At 76.0% G+C, this 16,968-nt stretch carries 14 protein-coding genes; 9 read left to right on the forward strand and 5 right to left on the reverse strand.

The genetic code is table 11. From position 1 onward, the window contains the following. Positions 1-41 precede the first annotated feature (41 nt). A complete protein-coding gene (gene gdhA, locus QC029_RS09610; protein WP_279555086.1) occupies positions 42-1,367 on the reverse strand; it encodes an NADP-specific glutamate dehydrogenase in 1,326 nt (441 codons plus the stop codon). 358 nt (positions 1,368-1,725) lie between these two features. Further along, positions 1,726-2,637: a DMT family transporter gene (locus QC029_RS09615; RefSeq protein ID WP_279555087.1), complete on the reverse strand. Its 912-nt coding sequence runs from the start codon at positions 2,635-2,637 to the stop codon at positions 1,726-1,728. A gap of 656 nt (positions 2,638-3,293) precedes the next feature. On the opposite strand from QC029_RS09615, the gene QC029_RS09620 reads away from it, so the two are divergent. The 7 genes from QC029_RS09620 to QC029_RS09650 are packed head-to-tail and all read left to right on the forward strand — an operon-like array spanning position 3,294 to position 14,339. Beyond that, positions 3,294-4,673, forward strand: a complete 1,380-nt coding sequence (locus QC029_RS09620) for a type III PLP-dependent enzyme (protein WP_279555088.1) — start codon at positions 3,294-3,296, stop codon at positions 4,671-4,673. Then, a complete protein-coding gene (locus tag QC029_RS09625) occupies positions 4,670-6,091 on the forward strand; it encodes a diaminobutyrate--2-oxoglutarate transaminase family protein (RefSeq protein WP_279555089.1) in 1,422 nt (473 codons plus the stop codon). Before QC029_RS09620 ends, QC029_RS09625 begins: the two co-directional genes overlap by 4 nt. Then, positions 6,088-7,788, forward strand: a complete 1,701-nt coding sequence (locus QC029_RS09630) for an aminotransferase class I/II-fold pyridoxal phosphate-dependent enzyme (protein WP_336621571.1) — start codon at positions 6,088-6,090, stop codon at positions 7,786-7,788. The genes QC029_RS09625 and QC029_RS09630 overlap by 4 nt, the downstream gene beginning before the upstream one ends. After that, entirely contained in the window at positions 7,785-9,620 is a 1,836-nt protein-coding gene (locus QC029_RS09635) for an IucA/IucC family siderophore biosynthesis protein (RefSeq protein ID WP_279555090.1), read from the forward strand. Before QC029_RS09630 ends, QC029_RS09635 begins: the two co-directional genes overlap by 4 nt. Beyond that, positions 9,617-11,005, forward strand: a complete 1,389-nt coding sequence (locus QC029_RS09640) for a SidA/IucD/PvdA family monooxygenase (protein ID WP_279555091.1) — start codon at positions 9,617-9,619, stop codon at positions 11,003-11,005. Before QC029_RS09635 ends, QC029_RS09640 begins: the two co-directional genes overlap by 4 nt. After that, positions 11,002-12,972, forward strand: coding sequence for an IucA/IucC family siderophore biosynthesis protein (locus QC029_RS09645; protein WP_279555092.1), 1,971 nt, complete (start codon positions 11,002-11,004; stop codon positions 12,970-12,972). Before QC029_RS09640 ends, QC029_RS09645 begins: the two co-directional genes overlap by 4 nt. Continuing rightward, positions 12,969-14,339 (forward strand): glutamine synthetase family protein, encoded by a 1,371-nt coding sequence (locus QC029_RS09650; protein WP_279555093.1) that lies wholly within the window; start codon positions 12,969-12,971, stop codon positions 14,337-14,339. Before QC029_RS09645 ends, QC029_RS09650 begins: the two co-directional genes overlap by 4 nt. Before the next feature lie 28 nt (positions 14,340-14,367). On the opposite strand, the gene QC029_RS09655 is transcribed toward QC029_RS09650, so the two are convergent. Genes QC029_RS09655 through QC029_RS09665 form a run of 3 tightly spaced genes read right to left on the reverse strand, consistent with a single transcriptional unit; the run spans position 14,368 to position 15,814 of the window. Continuing rightward, entirely contained in the window at positions 14,368-15,063 is a 696-nt protein-coding gene (locus QC029_RS09655) for an HD domain-containing protein (protein WP_279555094.1), read from the reverse strand. A gap of 2 nt (positions 15,064-15,065) precedes the next feature. Further along, positions 15,066-15,344: a hypothetical protein gene (locus QC029_RS09660; RefSeq protein ID WP_279555110.1), complete on the reverse strand. Its 279-nt coding sequence runs from the start codon at positions 15,342-15,344 to the stop codon at positions 15,066-15,068. A gap of 5 nt (positions 15,345-15,349) precedes the next feature. Beyond that, positions 15,350-15,814, reverse strand: coding sequence for a hypothetical protein (locus tag QC029_RS09665; protein WP_279555095.1), 465 nt, complete (start codon positions 15,812-15,814; stop codon positions 15,350-15,352). Between the two features lie 82 nt (positions 15,815-15,896). Between QC029_RS09665 and QC029_RS09670 the strand changes: the two genes are divergently transcribed. Continuing rightward, a complete protein-coding gene (locus QC029_RS09670; RefSeq protein ID WP_279555096.1) occupies positions 15,897-16,238 on the forward strand; it encodes a PadR family transcriptional regulator in 342 nt (113 codons plus the stop codon). Beyond that, complete coding sequence (locus QC029_RS09675) at positions 16,235-16,903, forward strand: permease prefix domain 1-containing protein (protein WP_279555097.1); 669 nt, start codon at positions 16,235-16,237, stop codon at positions 16,901-16,903. The genes QC029_RS09670 and QC029_RS09675 overlap by 4 nt, the downstream gene beginning before the upstream one ends. Positions 16,904-16,968 lie beyond the last annotated feature (65 nt).

Raw genomic sequence — 16,968 nt, forward strand, 5'->3', positions numbered from 1 at the left:
TCCCGTCCCGGGCCGTCCGGTCGCCCGCCGGCGGTACGGCCTCAGATCAGGCCCTGCGCCGCCATGCCCTCCTCCACCAGCTCGAAGCCGGCGATGTTGGCGCCGGCCACGTAGTCGCCGGGGCGGCCGTAGCGCTCGGCGGTGGTGTGGCACAGGTCGTGGATGTGCTTCATGATCTCGGTCAGCCGGGCCTCGGTGTGCTCGAAGGACCAGGAGTCGCGCGAGGCGTTCTGCTGCATCTCCAGCGCGCTGGTGGCCACGCCGCCGGCGTTGGCGGCCTTGCCCGGACCGAACAGGACGCCGGCCTCGCGCAGCACGCGCACGCCCTCCGGCGTGGTCGGCATGTTCGCGCCCTCGCCGACGGCCAGCACGCCGTTGCGGACCAGCGTCGCCGCGTCGCCGTGGTCCAGCTCGTTCTGGGTGGCCGACGGCAGGGCCACCTCGCACGGCACCTCCCAGACCCGGCCGCCGGACACGAAGCGCGCCCCGCTCCGCTCGGCGTACTCCGAGAGCCGCCCGCGCTCGGCGAGCTTGACCTCCTTGAGGAGTTCCAGGTCGATGCCCTTCTCATCCACCACGTAACCGCCGGAGTCGGAGCAGGCGATCGGCACGGCGCCGAGCTGCCGCGCCTTCTCCATGGCGTGGATCGCCACGTTGCCGGAGCCGGAGACCACCACCCTCTTGCCCTCCAGGTCCTCGCCGCGCGTCCTGAGCATCTCCCCGGTGAAGACGACCAGGCCGTAACCGGTGGCCTCGGCGCGGGCCTGCGAGCCGCCCCACAGGACGCCCTTGCCGGTCAGGACGCCGGCCTCCCAGCGGTTGGTGATCCGGCGGTACTGGCCGAAGAGGTAGCCGATCTCGCGCTCGCCCACGCCGATGTCGCCCGCGGGGATGTCGGTGTACTCGCCCAGGTGGCGGTACAGCTCGGTCATGAAGGACTGGCAGAAGCGCATGACCTCGGCGTCCGACCTCCCCTTGGGGTCGAAGTCGCTGCCGCCCTTGCCGCCGCCGATCGGCATGCCGGTCAGGGCGTTCTTGAAGGTCTGCTCGAAGCCCAGGAACTTGATGATCCCCAGGTTGACCGACGGGTGGAAGCGCAGGCCGCCCTTGTACGGGCCGAGGGCGCTGTTGAACTCCACCCGGAAGCCGCGGTTGACGTGGATCTTCCCGGAGTCGTCGCTCCAGGGGACACGGAAGATGATCTGCCGCTCAGGCTCGCACAGCCGCTCGATCAGGGACTCGTCCAGCAGCTCGGGGCGCCGGACGAAGACCGGCTCGAGCGACTCCAGGACCTCCCATACGGCCTGGTGGAACTCCTTCTCGCCGGGATTGCGGTGCAGTATCCGATCGTAGATCTTCTCGATCACGCGTTCTCCTAGAAGGTGCGGCTCCTGTTGTCCCGCCTGTTCCGCTGACCCCTGCGGAACCCGTGAAACGCATGACGCCGAGCACCCCCGTGGGCGGGTGCTCGGCGTCGGCGTCGACGTGCGGACCTCCAGCGTGACACGCTCCGGCCGCGAATTCTCCCCGGGGTGGCCCCCACCCCCGGCATCCCGCCACCGGGCGCGCGGGCTGACGCGGTCGTACGGGCAGCGCTCCGGCCGGCCGCGCCCCCGCCGGCGGTCGCGCTCCGCGAGGGCCCCCGACGCACCGTGGCGCACGGCGGCACACCGTGACACACGGTGGACGACCAGGTGGACGACCAGGGGGCGGGCGGGCCCGGCGCTAGGCGTCCGGGCGGGCGCCGCGCGTGGCGCCCGCCGACGCGGCCACCACGCACAGCACCGCGATCCACTGCGACCAGTGCAGCGACTCCTGGAGCACGATGAGGCCGATGAGGGCCGCCACCGCCGGTTCGAGGCTCATCAGGACGCCGAACACCCGCGGTGGCATCCTGCGCAGCGCCTCCAGGTCCAGCGAGTACGGGATCACCGACGACAGCAGTGCCACGCCGAGCCCCGCGACCAGGACCCACGGCTGGATCAGCGCCGTTCCGCTGTCGGCCACGCCGAACGGCACGGCCACCAGTGCCGCGACGGCCATGCCCAGCGCCAGGCCGTCGCCCTCCGTGGTGTGGCGGCCCAGCGCGGCGCCGACCAGGATGTACAGGCCCCAGCACACGCCCGCGGCGAGGGCGAACAGGGAACCGACGAGGTCGAGGTCGCCGCGCCCCTCCATCAGCAGGACCACACCGCCCGCCGCGAGCACGGCCCAGAGGGCGTCCGACCACCGCCTCGACCCGGCCAGGGCCACCGCCAGGGGCCCGAGGAACTCGATGGTCACCGCGATCCCCAGCGGGATCCGGGCCAGCGCCAGGTAGAAGCACAGGTTCATCAGGCCGAGGACCACGCCGTAGCCGAGCACCACCGTCCACGCGCGGCGGCTCATGCGCAGCGACGGCCGCCACAGCAGCATCAGCACCGCCGCCGCGAAGAACAGTCGCAGCGCGACCGTCCCGAAGCTGCCCACCGCGCCGAACAGGTGCTTGGCCAGTGCCGCGCCCACCTGAACGCTGACGATGCCGAGCAGCACCAGTGCCGGCGGCGGGACCGCATCGAAGGTGCGTCCGGCCAGCGCGGTCAGGGGGGACCGGGGGGACGGGCCGCGTTCGGTCCTGTCGGCGTCCGTGGTGGCCACGCGTGGATTCTCGGCGATCGGGCGCCGCGCGTCACGTGGTTTTCCGGCTCCCCGGGACGGCGGGACACCGGTGGGGCGGGAGACGGCCGGCCCGGGGGCCACCGGACCGCGGACGGCCGGCCCGGTCGTCCCGCCCTCGTACGCGCGGCCCCGCGCACCGCGCCGACGGACGCCGTCCGCCGCGGGATCCCGTGTGAGGGACGGATCCGGTGACTACAACCTCCACGGCTGGTAAGGGATCTGGGGTCTCCACCACCTGCGCACGGCGGTCCGCGGGCTCCGCGCGAGCCGGGGGCGAGGGGCCGCGGGGGCGTCGGCACGGCGCTTGCCGTGTTCTCGGCGTTCTCGGCGTTCTCGGCGTTCTCCGCGTTTCCCGCCGCTTTTCCCGGCGTCAGCCGCGTACCGGGAGGGAACGGGGTACGAGCGTCCGTACGCCGCGTGGCGTACTTGGAAAGAGCACGAGAAGTCATTAGGTTAGGCTCACCTAATTTGACGGCCGCTCAGGCGGCCCGGGTGACGCGCACCCGGAGGGAGGGGACGTGAGCGCTTCCGCAGGTGCCTGACGCAGCACACCGGACGACCGCACTGGACGACCGCACCGGACGACCGCACCGCCTCCGCCGCCCACCCGTGCCGCACCCCACCGAGGTAGAACCGTGTCCATCGTTCTCCCGCCCTCCGCCGCCCCGCGCTCCGCCTACCCCGCCGACGTGCTGCCCGAGGCCGTCCGCCGATGTCTGCTGGAGCTGGCGGAGGGCGAGGCGCCCGTCTCCGCCTACCTCTACGACGGGGAGGTCGCCGCCCGGCGCGCGCGCGAGCTGCGCGCGGCACTGCCCGGGTGGGCGGCCGTCCACTACGCGGTGAAGGCCAACTCCTTCCCCGGCGTGGTACGGGCGCTGGCCCCGTACGTGGACGGCTTCGAGGTCGCGTCGCGGACCGAGCTGGAGCTGTCGCTCGCGGCCCTCCGCGAGCGGGGCGGGCCCGCCGGCGCCTCCGCCCCCGCCGCCCCCGCCGCCTCCGCCGCGCCCCCCGCCGCCTCCGTGCCCGTCGTCGCCGCCGGGCCCGCCAAGTCCGTGCCCGTGCTGACCGCCCTGGTGCGCGCCGGGGTCGAGGCGATCAACGCCGAGAGCCTGCTGGAGCTCCACCGCGTCAGCCGCATCGCCGTCGCCGAGGGCACCACCGCCCGCGTGGCGCTGCGCGTCAACCCGGCCGCCATCCCCGTCACCGGTTCGCTGCACATGGGCGGAGCCGCATCGCAGTTCGGGGTGCCCGAGCCCGACGTGCCCGGGGTGCTGGAGCAGGCGCTGCGGCTGCCGGGCCTGGACGTCACCGGCTTCCACATCCACGCCGCCTCCAACAACCTCGACGCCGACGCCCAGGCCGCCTATCTGCGCTGGTGCGTGGAGTGGAGCGCGGCGACCGCCCGGAAGCACGGCGTCGACCTGCGCCTGGTCGACGTCGGCGGCGGCATAGGCGTGGCCTTCGAGGAACTCGCGGGCGAGCGGCCCTTCGACGTGGCCCGCTTCGGCGAGCTGGCCGGACGGATCGAACCGCCGGACGGGGTGAAGGTCGTCCTGGAGCCGGGCCGCTTCCTGGTCGCCGACTGCGGCTGGTACGCGGCCGAGGTCACCGACGTCAAGCACAGCTACGGCACCGCCTTCGCCGTGCTGCGCGGCGGCATCAACCACTTCCAGCTCCCCACCTCCTGGGACCTGGTGCACAACATCGCCGTCCTGCCCGTCGAGCGCTGGCCGGAGGGCCTGCCGCGTCCCGAGGCGGCCGGCGCGCGCGTCACGGTCGTCGGCGAACTGTGCACCCCCGAGGACACCCTGCTGCGCGATGTGCGGGTGGACCGCGTCCGAGCGGGCGATCTGGTCGTTTTCCCCTACGCGGGCTCCTACGGCTGGGAGTTCGCGATGCACGGCTTCCTCGGCCATCCCGTCGCGGAACGCCACCTCCTCCGGCCGACCACCCCGGGGGACGGCCAGCGGGCCGTCCCGCCACCCCTTCCTCCTGACGGAGCAACGACGCCATGACCGTGTCCACCTCGCCCCCGACACCGGCCACCGCCGCGGACGCAGACGTCACCGCCACGGACGCCACCGCCGCGGACGCCATCCTGCGGCGCCAGCGCGCGCGGGAGTCCTCGGCCCGCACCTACGCCCGCTCCTTCCCCGTCGTCCCGGTCCGCGCGTACGGCATGACGGTCGAGGGCGCCGACGGCCGCCGCTACCTCGACTGCCTGGCCGGCGCGGGTTCCCTCGCGCTCGGCCACAACCATCCGGTGGTCACCGAGGCCCTGCGGCGCACCGTGGACAGCGGCGCGCCGCTGCACGTGCTGGACCTGGCGACGCGGGAGAAGGACGCGTTCACCGACGCGCTCTTCGCCACGCTGCCGTCCTCGTTCGCCGACCGCGCCCGGATCCACTTCTGCGGCCCGGCGGGCACGGACGCGGTGGAGGCGGCGCTGAAGCTGGCGCAGACCGCCACCGGACGGCACGGCCTGCTGGCCTTCACCGGCGCGTACCACGGGATGACCGCGGGCGCGCTGGCCGTCTCCGGCGGCGTGGCCGTCAAGCGGCCCGTGCCCGGGATCGCCGCCGAGGTGACGCGGCTGCCGTACCCGTACTCCTACCGCTGCCCGTTCGGGGTGGGCGGCGAGCGCGGGGCGCGGCTGTCCGCCGTGTACGCCGAGCGGCTGCTGGACGATCCGAACGGCGGTGTGGCGCCGCCCGCCGCGATGGTCCTGGAGCCCGTGCAGGGCGAGGGCGGGGTGGTGCCCGCCCCCGACGGCTGGCTGCGGGAGATGCGGCGGATCACCGCCGGGCGCGGCATCCCGCTGATCGTGGACGAGGTGCAGACCGGGGTGGGGCGCACGGGCGCCTTCTGGGCGGTGGAGCACAGCGGGACCGTGCCTGACGTGATGGTGATGTCGAAGGCGATCGGCGGCGGCCTGCCGCTGGCGGTGCTCGTGTACCACGAGGACCTCGACGTCTGGCCGCCCGGCGCCCACACCGGCACCTTCCGCGGCAACACCCTGGCCATGGCGGCCGGTGCGGCCACCCTGCGGCACGTCGCCCGCGAGGGCCTGGCGGAGCGGGCCGCCCGCGTCGGCGCGCGGATGACGGCCCGGCTGGACGCGCTGCGCGGGGAGCTGCCCGTCATCGGCGACGTGCGCGGGCGCGGGCTGATGATCGGCGTGGAGCTGGTCGACCCCGGGGGAGCGCCCGACGTCCGCGGCGCCCTGCCCCCCGCGCCGCGCACGGCGGCGCGGGTGCGGGCGGCGTGCCTGGAACGCGGCCTGATCGTGGAGCTGGGCGGGCGGTACGACGCGACGGTGCGGCTGCTGCCGCCGCTGGTGATCACCGACGAGGAGGCCGAGACCGTGCTGGAGAGGCTGTCCGACGCCCTCGCCGAGGCGGCGGGCCGCGGCGGTACCGGGCGGCCGGCGTGACGGGCCGCGTCCGGGCGGCGGGGACGGGCCCCACGAGGGCGGGCGTTCCGGGCGCCCGGGGCGGCGGGCGCTCCGAGGCGCTGCGCACGCTCGTCGACGGGCTGCTGTCGGGCGCCGGGCCGGACGGCGGACCCGGTGCCGGGGCGCCCCGCGACCCCGCCCTGTCCGGCACCCTGTCCGGCACCCTGTCCGGCGCTGCACAGTCCGGCGCCCTGTCCGACGCGCTGTCCGGCACCGCGGACGGCCCCGGTGCCCTGGAGCCGCTGCTGCGCGCCGCGCTCGCGGCGCTGGAGGAGGGCGCGGCGCGGCGCGGCGGTCCCGTACCGGCCGGGACGCCCGGCGAGCTGGCCGCGCGCGTCGCCCGGGAGTACGCGGCGGCCCGCGGCGACGAGGCGCTGCCCCGGCTGACCGGGCTGCTGGCGTACGGCAGCGCCGACCCGGCCGACCCGCTGTGCGCGGCCCACCTGCACTGCCCGCCGCTGGCCGTCGCCGTCGCCGCCGACCTGGCGGTCTCCGCGCTCAACCCCTCCCAGGACTCCTGGGACCAGGCCCCGGCCGCCACCACCCTGGAGACACTGCTGCTGGCGGAACTGGCGGAGCTGGTGGGCTACGACGACCGGGCCGCCGGGGTGCTGACCTCCGGCGGCACCGAGTCCAACCTGATGGGCCTGATGCTGGCCCGCGACCGGGTGCTGGGGCGCGCGTCCGGGCGGGCCGTCGAGCTGGAGGGCGTGCCGCGCAACGGCCCGCGCCCCCGCGTGTTCGCCTCCGCCGCCGCGCACTTCTCCGTCCAGCGCGCCGCCGCCCTGCTGGGTCTGGGCGAGGACGCGGTGGTGCCCGTCGCCGTCGACCACGGGCTGCGCATGGACCCGGACGCGCTGGCGGACGCGCTCAAGCGGTGCGCGGACGCCGGCGAGCTGCCCGTCGCCGTCGTCGCCACCGCCGGGACCACCGACACCGGCACGATCGACCCGCTGCCCGAGTGCGCGCGCCTGGCCGCCGAGTACGGCGCCTGGCTCCACGTGGACGCCGCCTACGGCGGCGGCGCGCTGCTGTCGGACCGCCTCGCCCCGCTGCTGGACGGCGTCGCGCTCGCCGACTCCGTCTCCCTGGACTGGCACAAGCTGGGCTGGCAGCCGGTCGCGGCGGGCGTGTTCCTCGTCCGGCGCGCGGAGACGTACGCCTCGCTCGCCCGCCGCGCGGTCTACCTCAACCCGCGCGACGACGAGGAGGCCGGCTACCCCAGCCTGCTCGGCCTGTCGCTGCGCACCACCCGCCGCGCGGACGCCTTCTCCATCGCCGTCACCCTGCGCACGCTGGGCCGCGAGGGCCTGGGCAGGCTGGTCGACGCCTGCCACGACCTGGCGCTGGCCGGGGCGGCGGCCGTCCGCGCCCACCCCCGGCTGGAGCTGCACGGCGATCCGGTGCTGACGGCGTTCCTCTTCCGCTACCTGCCGGAGGAGGGGGCCGGCCGCCCCGAGCGGGCCGACCGGATCAACGCCGCCCTGCGGCGCAGGCTGCTGCGCGAGGGCCGCGCGGTCGTCGGCCGCACCGAGCTGCCGGGCGGCGGACCGGGCCGGGTGCGGCTGAAGCTCACCCTGCTCAATCCGCACGCGACCCCCGCCGACGTCGAGCGGCTGCTGCACGCGGTCGCCGCGGCGGGCCGGGCCGAGGAGGAAGAGGAGGAGACCCCGTGAACGGCACGAGCGCCGTGAGCGCCACCGGTCCGGCCGGAGGCGGCCCGGACCCGCTGGACCACCCCGACCCGGCGCGCGCCGCCGACGCCGCCGCGGCCGAGACGCTGGTGCGCGCGTACGTCCGCGAGACCGGCACCGAGGTGCCGGCCGCCGGGCGGTCGCTGCACCTGGTGCTGCCCGTCAGCGGGCTGACGCTGCGCGTGCCGGTGCGGTACCGGTCGGCGACCGGGCGGCACCGCTTCGGCCCGGTCCGCGTCGTCGTCTCCGAGTCCGGCGGCAGCCTCCCGGCCGACGTCGCGCTGGTGGCGGCGGGACTGGTCCGCGAGAGCACCCTGGGCCGCGGCCTTCCGCACCCGCTGGGCGCGGACGCGGTGGGGCGGGTGCTGGACTCCGCCCGCCGCACCGCCGTCCACCTGGCCCGGCGCCGCGCCGAGGCTCCGGGCACGGCGGGCCCGACGCCGTTCCTCGACGCCGAGCAGGCGCTGCTGCTGGGCCACCCCTTCCACCCCGCGCCCAAGAGCCGCGAGGAGGCGTCGGAGGCCGAGCTGGAGGCGTACTCGCCGGAGTTGCGCGGCTCCTTCCCGCTGCACTGGTTCGCCGCGCACCCGGACGCGGTCATCGGCGAGAGCGCGGACGGCCGCCCCGTCGCCGGGCTGCTGCGGGCCCTGGCCGCGGGGCCGGGCGGCCCGGACGTCCCGCGCGGGACGGTCCCGGTGCCCGCCCACCCCTGGCAGGCGCGCGAGGCCGTCCGCCGCCCGGAGGTCGCCGCCCTGCTGGACGCCGGGCTGCTGCGCCCGCTGGGCCCGGCCGGTCCCGCCTGGTACCCCACCTCCTCGCTGCGGACCGTGCACCGGCCGGACGCGGAGGTGATGCTCAAGCTGTCGCTCGGCATGCGGATCACCAACTCCCGCCGCAACAACCTGCGCGGCGAGCTGCGGCTGGGCGTACGGGCCGCGCGGCTGCTGGCCGCCGGGCCGGACGGGCCGGGCGCGTGGCTGCGCGCCGAGCACCCCGCGTTCGGCGTCCTGCGCGACTTCGCCTGGGTGTCGGTGGGCCGCGACGGCGGGGACGGCCCGGAGACGGGCCTGGAGACCGCGATCCGCGACAACCCCTTCCGGGGCGGGAGCGGGGACGGCGGCGAAGCGCTGTGCGTGGCCGGTCTGCTGGCCGAGCGCACCGGTCCCGGCGACGGCTCCCCGCCGCCGTACCGCGCCGCGCTGTGCGAGGCCGTGGAACGCGCCGCCGCCGTGCACGGGATCTCCGCCGCCGAGGCGTCCGAGCGCTGGCTGCTGCGCTACCTCGACGTGCTGGCCGTCCCCCTGATCCGCCTCCAGGCCCGCCACGGGATCGCCCTGGAGCCGCACCACCAGAACACCCTGGTGGCCCTCGGATCCGACGGGCTGCCGGTCGCGGGCCGGTACCGCGACAGCCAGGGCTACTACGTCGCCGCCTCCCACGCCGCCGCGCTGGAGCGGCTGCTGCCGGGCGCGGCCGAGGGGGTGGAGCTCGTCTTCGACGACGCGTTCGTCGACGAGCGCGTCGCCTACTACCTGGGCGTGAGCAACCTGCTCGGCCTGGTCGGCGCCTTCGGCGCGTACGGCCTGGCCGACGAGGAGCGCCTGCTGCGCGTGCTGCGCGGCGCGCTGGAGCGGCTGCGCGCCGCCGAGCCCGGCGCCAAGGGCCTGCTGGACCTGCTGCTGGACGCACCGGCGCTGCGTTGCAAGGCCAACTTCCTGACCTGCGTGGACGGGCTCGACGAGCTGGTCGGCGACGTCCACACGCAGTCCGTCTACATCGACCTTCCCAACCCCCTCGCGGAGGCACAGCGGTGACCGACCACCCCACCCCGGTGCGCGGCGTGTACGACCTCGTCGGCGTCGGCATCGGCCCGTTCAACCTCTCCCTGGCCGCCCTCTGCGACGGCGTGCCCGGACTGGACGCCCTCTTCCTGGACCGCAGGCCCGCCTTCTCCTGGCACCCGGGCCTGCTGATGGAGGGCACCGTCCTCCAGGTGCCGTTCCTGGCCGACCTGGTGACGATGGCCGACCCCACCAGCCGCTGGTCGTACCTGAACTACCTGCGCGAGCACCAGCGGCTGTTCCCGTTCTTCTTCTCCGAGCGCTTCCACGTCCCGCGCCGCGAGTACGACCACTACTGCCGCTGGGTCGCCGAGCGGCTGCCCTCCTGCCGCTTCGACGCCGACGTGACGGCGGTGGAGTGGGACGCGTCGGCCGGGGCGTTCGCCGTCACGCACCGGTCGGCGGGCGCTCCGGCGCAGGGGATCCGCGAGGAGCGCGTACTGGCCCGGCGGGTGGTGCTCGGCGTCGGCACCACCCCGGTCGTGCCCGAGCCGCTGCGCCCCCTGCTCACGCCCGCGCACGCCGGCCGCGTCCTGCACAGCGCCGACTACCGCACCCACCGCGCCGCCCTCGCCGCGGCGGACGACGTGACGGTGGTCGGGGCGGGCCAGTCCGGCGCGGAGGTGGTGCTCGACCTGATCCGCCGGCAGGACGGCGAGGGGCGCGGCGGCCCGTACGTGCGCTGGCTGGCGCGCACCCCGGCGTTCGCGCCCATGGAGTACTCCAAGATCGGCCTGGAGCACTTCACCCCGGACTACGTCCGCTACTTCCGCGCCCTGCCCGAGGCCACCCGCGACCGGCTGGTGCGCGAGCAGTGGCAGCTCTACAAGGGCGTCAGCGAGCAGACGCTCGGGGAGATCCACGACGAGCTGTACGAGCGCACCATCGGCGGCGGCCGTCCCCGCGCCGGCCTCCACCCGGGCGTGGAGATCACCGCCGTGCGCCCCGTGGAGGACTCCGGGGGACGGGGCTACGTGCTGGGCTGCCGCCACGCCCAGCAGGGCTCGGAGTTCGAGGTGCGCACCTCGGCGGTCGTCGCGGCCACCGGCTACGCGGCCGTGCGCCCCGCCTTCCTCGACCCCCTGGACAAGCTCGTCGACTGGGACGAGCGCGGCCGCTACCGCGTCGGCGGCGACTACCGCGTCGCGCTCGACGCGACCGTCACCGGCGCGCTGTACGTGCAGAACGCCGAGATGCACACCCACGGCGTGGGCGCGCCCGACCTCACCCTCGGCGCGTGGCGCGCGGCGACGATCCTCAACTCCGTCGCCGGGCGCACCGTCCTGCCCGTCCCGGACCGGGCGGCCTGGACGACCTTCGGAGCGCCCGGACCGCGGGACGGGGAGACGGCCCGATGACCGCCGCACCCCGCGACGCCTGGCGGGAGGCGGGGCGCAGGCTGCTCGCCAAGGCCGTCGAGGAGTTCGCGTACGAGGAGCTCCTCGTCCCCGAGCCCGAGCACGAGCACGAGGCCGAGCACGAGGCCGAGCACGAGGCCGAGCACGAGCACGAGGCTGAGCACAAGCACGCAGCCGAGCCCGCTCCCGGCCCCTCCTCCGGGCCCGCCGCGTACCGCCTGGACCTGGGCGACGGCGTCCGCTGGACGTTCCGCGCCGCCCGCGGCGCGTTCGGCGCCTGGCGCCTGGTCCCCGGCACCCTGCGCCGCCGCCCCTCGCCCGGGGACGGCGAGGAGGCCGGCCCCGAACGGCTGCTGCTCGACGCCCGCGAGGCGCTGGGCTGGGACGGCCCCACCACCGCCGAGGCGCTGCGCGAGCTGACCGCCACCCGCCGCGCCGAGGCCGAGGTCATCGCCCGCGACCTGCCCGCCGCCGCCCTGGCCGACCTGGACCACCTGGAGCTGGAGGCCCACCAGGACGGCCACCCCTGCATGCTGCTCAACAAGGGCCGCCTGGGCTTCTCCGCCTCCGACGCCGCCGCGTACGCGCCCGAGGCCGCCGGCGAGGTGCGGCTGCGCTGGATCGCCGTCCACACCGGCCTGGCGTCGTACGCGGGCGTCCCCGGACTGGACGCCGGGGTCCTCCTCGCGGAGGAGCTGGACGCCGCCACGCGCGAACGTTTCGCCGCCGCCCTGGCCGCCGCCTGCGCCCGGGGCCCCCACGGGGCGGACGACTTCGTCTGGCTCCCGGTCCACCCCTTCCACTGGGACGAGGCCGTGGCCACCCTGTTCGCCCCCTACCTCGCCGACGGCCGAATCGTTTCCCTCGGCGAGGGCCCGGACCGCTACCGCCCCCTCCAGTCCGTCCGCACCCTCGCCAACCTCGACCACCCCGGCCGCCGCAACGTCAAGGTGCCCCTGCTCGTCCGCAACACCCTGGTGTGGCGCGGGCTGTCCACCGAGCCGACGAAGGCCGCGCCCGACATCAGCGCCTGGCTGCACTCGATACGCGACGCCGACCCGTACCTGAGGGACGAGCTGCGCTTCCACCCGCTCGGCGAGGTGGCCTCCGTCGCCGTGCGCCACCCGCTGTACGCGTCGGTGGCCGACGCCCCGTACCGCTACCACGAGCTGCTGGGCGCGGTGTGGCGCGAACCGGTGGCCGCCCTGCTGCGCGACGGCGAGCGGGCCCGCACGATGGCCGCCCTGCTCAAGACGGGTTCGGACGGGCGGGCCCTGGTGGCCGAGCTGGTGGAGCGCTCCGGCCTGGCCCCGCGCGCCTGGCTGGCCCGCTTCCTGGCCGCCCTGCTGCCGGGGCTGCTGCACTGCCTCTACCGCCACGGCGTCGCCTTCTGCCCGCACGGCGAGAACACCGTCGTCCTCTACGACGCCGCCGAGACGCCCGTCGGCATCGCGCTCAAGGACTTCGCCGAGGACGTCAACCTGCTTCCCGGCCGACGCCCCGAGTACGCCGGGCTGCCGGAGCGCGCCGACGCCGTACTGCTGCGCTGGCCGGCGCACGAGCTGGCGCACTCGCTGCTGAGCGCCGTCTTCGCGGGCCACTTCCGCTTCTTCGCGCCCCTGGTGGAGGAGCATCTGGACGTGCCCGAGGCGGACTTCTGGTCCCTGGTCCGCGCCGAGGTGGACCGCTACCACGCCCGCTTCCCCGAACTGTCCGACCGGTTCGAGGAGTTCGGGCTGCTCGCGCCCTCCTTCGACCGGGTCGCCCTCAACCGCGAGCAGTTGCTGGGCGGCGGCTTCCACGACCGCGCCGAACGCGACGAGGGCTTCGACGTCGTCCACGGGACCGTCGCCAACCCCCTGGCCACCGCGTCCCCCCTCACCGAGCCCGCCCCACGCGCCCAACACCCCGAGCACGCCCGACACCCCGGGCACGCCGGGCACGCCGAACACGAGGAGTCCAGGTGACCGACCCGTACGAGCGGTTGCGCGCCGAGGCCGGGGCGGGACGCGTCGAGGAGGTGGTCGTCGCCGTCCCCGACCTCCAGGGGCGGCTGATGGGAAGCCGCCTGTCCGTCCCCTACTTCCTGGAGGAGGCCGCGCGGCAGGGCTTCGGCGCCTGCGTCTACCTGCTCGCCACCGACGTGGAGATGGAGACCGGCCCCGGCTACGCCATCGACGCCTGGGGCAGCGGCTTCGGCGACTTCGTCCTGCGCCCCGACCCGGCCACCCTGCGCACCGTCCTGCCCTGGGACGACGGCACCGCCCTCGTCCTGGCCGACGCGCTCTGGCCCGGCGCCGGACACGAGCACAGGCCGGTCACCGTCGCCCCCCGCCACGTCCTGCGCACCCAGCTCGACCGCCTGGCCGCCCGCGGCCTGACCGCGTACGCCGGGACCGAGCTGGAGTTCCTTCTCTTCACCGCCTCCTACCGCGAGGCCTGGGAGCGCCGCTACGCCGGGCTGCGGCCCGCCGCCCGCTACAACACCGACTACTCCCTCCAGGGTCTGGAGGAGGTCGAGCCGGTCGCGCGCCGCATCCGCCGCCAGATGACGCGCGCCGGGCTGCGGATGGAGACGGCCCGCGGGGAGTGCCACCCGGGCCAGTACGAGATCGTCTTCCGCTACGACGAGGCGATGGCCACCTGCGACAACCATGTCCTGTTCAAGGACGGCGCCAAGCGGATCGCCGCCGCCGAGGGCGCCTCGCTGACGTTCATGCCGAAGTTCGACGAGGGCGAGGGCAACTCCTGCCACGTCCACCTCTCCCTGCGCGGCGCCGACGGCACGCCCGTCCTGGCCGACCCGGACGCGGAGGACGGCATGTCGGAGACGATGCGCCACTTCGTCGCCGGGCAGCTCGCCTGCCTGCCCGACCTGACCCTCCTGATGGCCCCCAACGTCAACTCCTACAAGCGCCTCCAGCCCGGCGCGTTCGCCCCGACGGGCATCGCCTGGGGCCGCGACAACCGCACCTGCCCGATACGGGTGGTGGGCTCGGGCCCCTCCCTGCGCATCGAGCACCGCGTCCCGGGCGGCGACGCCAATCCGTACCTGGCCGTCGCCGCCGCCGTCGCCGCCGGGCTGCACGGCATCGACAACCGGCTCCCCCTCCCTCCGGAGCACACCGCCAACGCCCTGGCCGACCCGTCCGTCCCGCGCCTGCCCACCACCCTCACCGAGGCCCTGCACCGCTGGGAGAACAGCGGCGTCGCGGCCGAGCTCCTCGGCGAGGAGGTCGTCGCCCACTACGCGCGGGCGGCCCGGGCGGAGCTGGCGGCCTTCGAGCGCTCGGTCACCGACTGGGAGCGCGTGCGCGGCTTCGAGCGGCTGTGAGCCCGTGCCCGTCCGTGCCCCCGGGGGCTCACCGCCCGGCGGGCCGGTAGCCGTCGTAGTCGTGCCAGCCCGAGGGCCGGGACATCAGCTCCTCCCAGGTGGGCCAGGCCATCCCCGTCGCCCGGCGGACCAGTTCGCCGGGCAGGCTGAACAGCGGGGCCTTGCCCGGTCTGGTGCCCGGTCCGGTGAGCGCCTGCCCCACGATCGTGTCGTGGAGGACGGCCGCGGCGTGCAGGCGGGGCAGCACGGCGTGGACGCGTCCCACGAGGTCGGCGGTGAGCGCGGACGCGTCCTCGCCGCCGAGGTCCAGGTCCGTGCCCGCGCCGATGGTCACCAGGGCGATCTCGGGGCGCTTGCGGACGGCCACCTCGTGGTGCAGGTGCAGGGCGATCGCGTCCCAGACGACCTCGACCCGCTCGGGCTCCACTCCCCGCTCGGTGAGGAAGCGCGCCGCCAGGTCGGCGCCGTCGAGGTCGAAGCTCCGGTCGCCGTCGCCCTCGGGGGTGAGCCCGATGTCGTGCAGCACGCAGCCCAGGAACAGCAGCTCGTCGTCGTAGTCCCGGCCGGGCAGCAGGCCGCGCCGCTCCCCGGCCAGGCGTCCGTAGAGGTAGGTGCGCATGCTGTGGTTGAAGATCGCCGGGTCCTCGGCGTCCCGCGCGAAGCGCAGCGCCTCCAGCGCCAGGTCGGTTCCGGGGAACGGGAGTCCGCCGTAGGTGTCCGTCATGGTCATCCCTCCGCGGGGGTCGTGGCCGGGGCGGCGGTCCGGGTCCGGACGCGCCGCAGGGCGAGCAGTCCGCCGACGCCGGGGACGAGGGCGCACCACCGCGCGCCCGCGTCGGCGGCGGTCGTGGCCTGCCAGGTGGCGGCGATGACGACCAGGTACGCGGTGCCGTGCAGCGGGCCGGCCAGCGAGGTGACCGGCTGCGCGTGGACGGTGAGCAGGTTGGCGAGCAGGACGGCGAGGGAGGCCGCCTCGGCGCCGGCGGCGATCCGCAGGGTGCGCACGGCGCTCACGCCCCCGTGGTCGAGCCGGGGCGGACGATCATCAGGACGACGACGACCGCCCACAGCAGGTTGAAGGAGCCGGTGAGCATGGACAGCCGAGCCGCCGCCGACCGCGTCCCCTCGCCGCCCGCCGGTTCGAGCATGCGCCGCTGGCCGGGCAGGATCGCCAGCACGAGGACGGCCGCGGCGAGCGCGGTCAGGACGAGCGAGACGATCAGCCAGGCGTCGGTGAGGACGCCGAGTCGCGCGCCCGTGGCGATCCCGAACACCGGCACGGCGACGCCGGCGACGGCGTAGCCGCGGCAGATCCGGTGCAGGAACGCGGCGATCCCCGCGTCCCGCCCCCGCCCCGGCTCCCCGGACGCGGCGGCCTGCCGCGCGTGGCGCGGGAAGAGGGAGGCGGCGACGGTGATCGGCCCGATCACCACGATCGCCGCCAGGACGTGGACGGACAGCAGCAGCTTGGTCACCGCGGCTCCTCACACCGAAGGCGGATGTATTGGCTGCCAATACATAGCACGCCTACGCAGAGATTGGGTAGGCTGGCCGCTCATGAAGGCCGACGCCGTACGAGGACACCTGGACGGACTGCTGCTGGCCGCGCTCGAACCGGGCCCGCTGCACGGGTACGCGGTCATCACCGCCGTCCAGCGGCGCAGCGCGGGCGCGCTCGAACTGCGCACCGGCACGGTCTACCCCGCGCTGAACCGCCTGGAGAGGACCGGGCTGCTGCGCAGCCGCTGGGAGTCCGCCGGCGAGCGGCGCAGGCGCTGCTACGAACTCACCGACGCCGGGCGGCGCGCCCTGGCCGACGAGCGGACGGCCTGGCAGGCGTTCACCGCCGCGATCGGCTCCGTCCTGGACCCCGCACCTCGCCCCGGGCACGCCGGATGAGCGGCGCCGGGCGGCGGGCCGACCCCGTCGAGGAGTACGCCGACGCGTACGCCGCGGCCCTGTCGGCCGCCCTGCGCGGGCCGGCCCGCGCCAAGGCCCGGATGGTGGCCGAGATCCGCGACGGCCTCGCGGACACCGCCGACGCCCACGCGTCCGGGGGCCTGCCGCGCGAGGACGCCGTCCGGCGGGCGGTGCGGGAGTTCGGCACCGTCGCCGACCTGGTGCCGGAGTGCCAGCGGGAACTGACCGCCGTCCAGGCGCGGCACACCGCGCGGACGGTCCTGCTGACCGTCCCGCCGCTGACCGTCTGCTGGTACCTGCTGCTGACCGCCGGCCACGGCGGCCAACTGCCCCTCGTGGCGCGCCTGCTGGCGTTCCCCCTGGCCGGGACCGCAGCCGCCGCCGCGTTGCTCGCGGCGGCCGCGCTGGCGGCCACCGGCGCCCTCGCCCGGCGGCTGCCCACTCCGCCCCGGCTCCCCCGGGCGACCGCCTGGGCAGGCACCGTGGCCGGCGTCTGCCTCGGCCTGTCCGCGCTCATCCTCACCGCGTCCTCCCCCCTGTCGGAGAACTGGCCGGTGGTCGCGCTCGCGGGCGCCCTCGCCGCCGGGCTCCACACCGTGGTGGCCTCATCCGCCCGCGCCTGCCGCGTCTGCGCCCGCGCGTAGCCGTTCCACCGCTCGGTCTCCCACACCCGCACCCGGCCCCGTGAGCGGCCCGCCCCGGGTGGGGC

Origin of the sequence: Streptomyces sp. DH37, assembly GCF_029813835.1 — a bacterium.
Classification (GTDB): Bacteria; Actinomycetota; Actinomycetes; order Streptomycetales; family Streptomycetaceae; genus Streptomyces.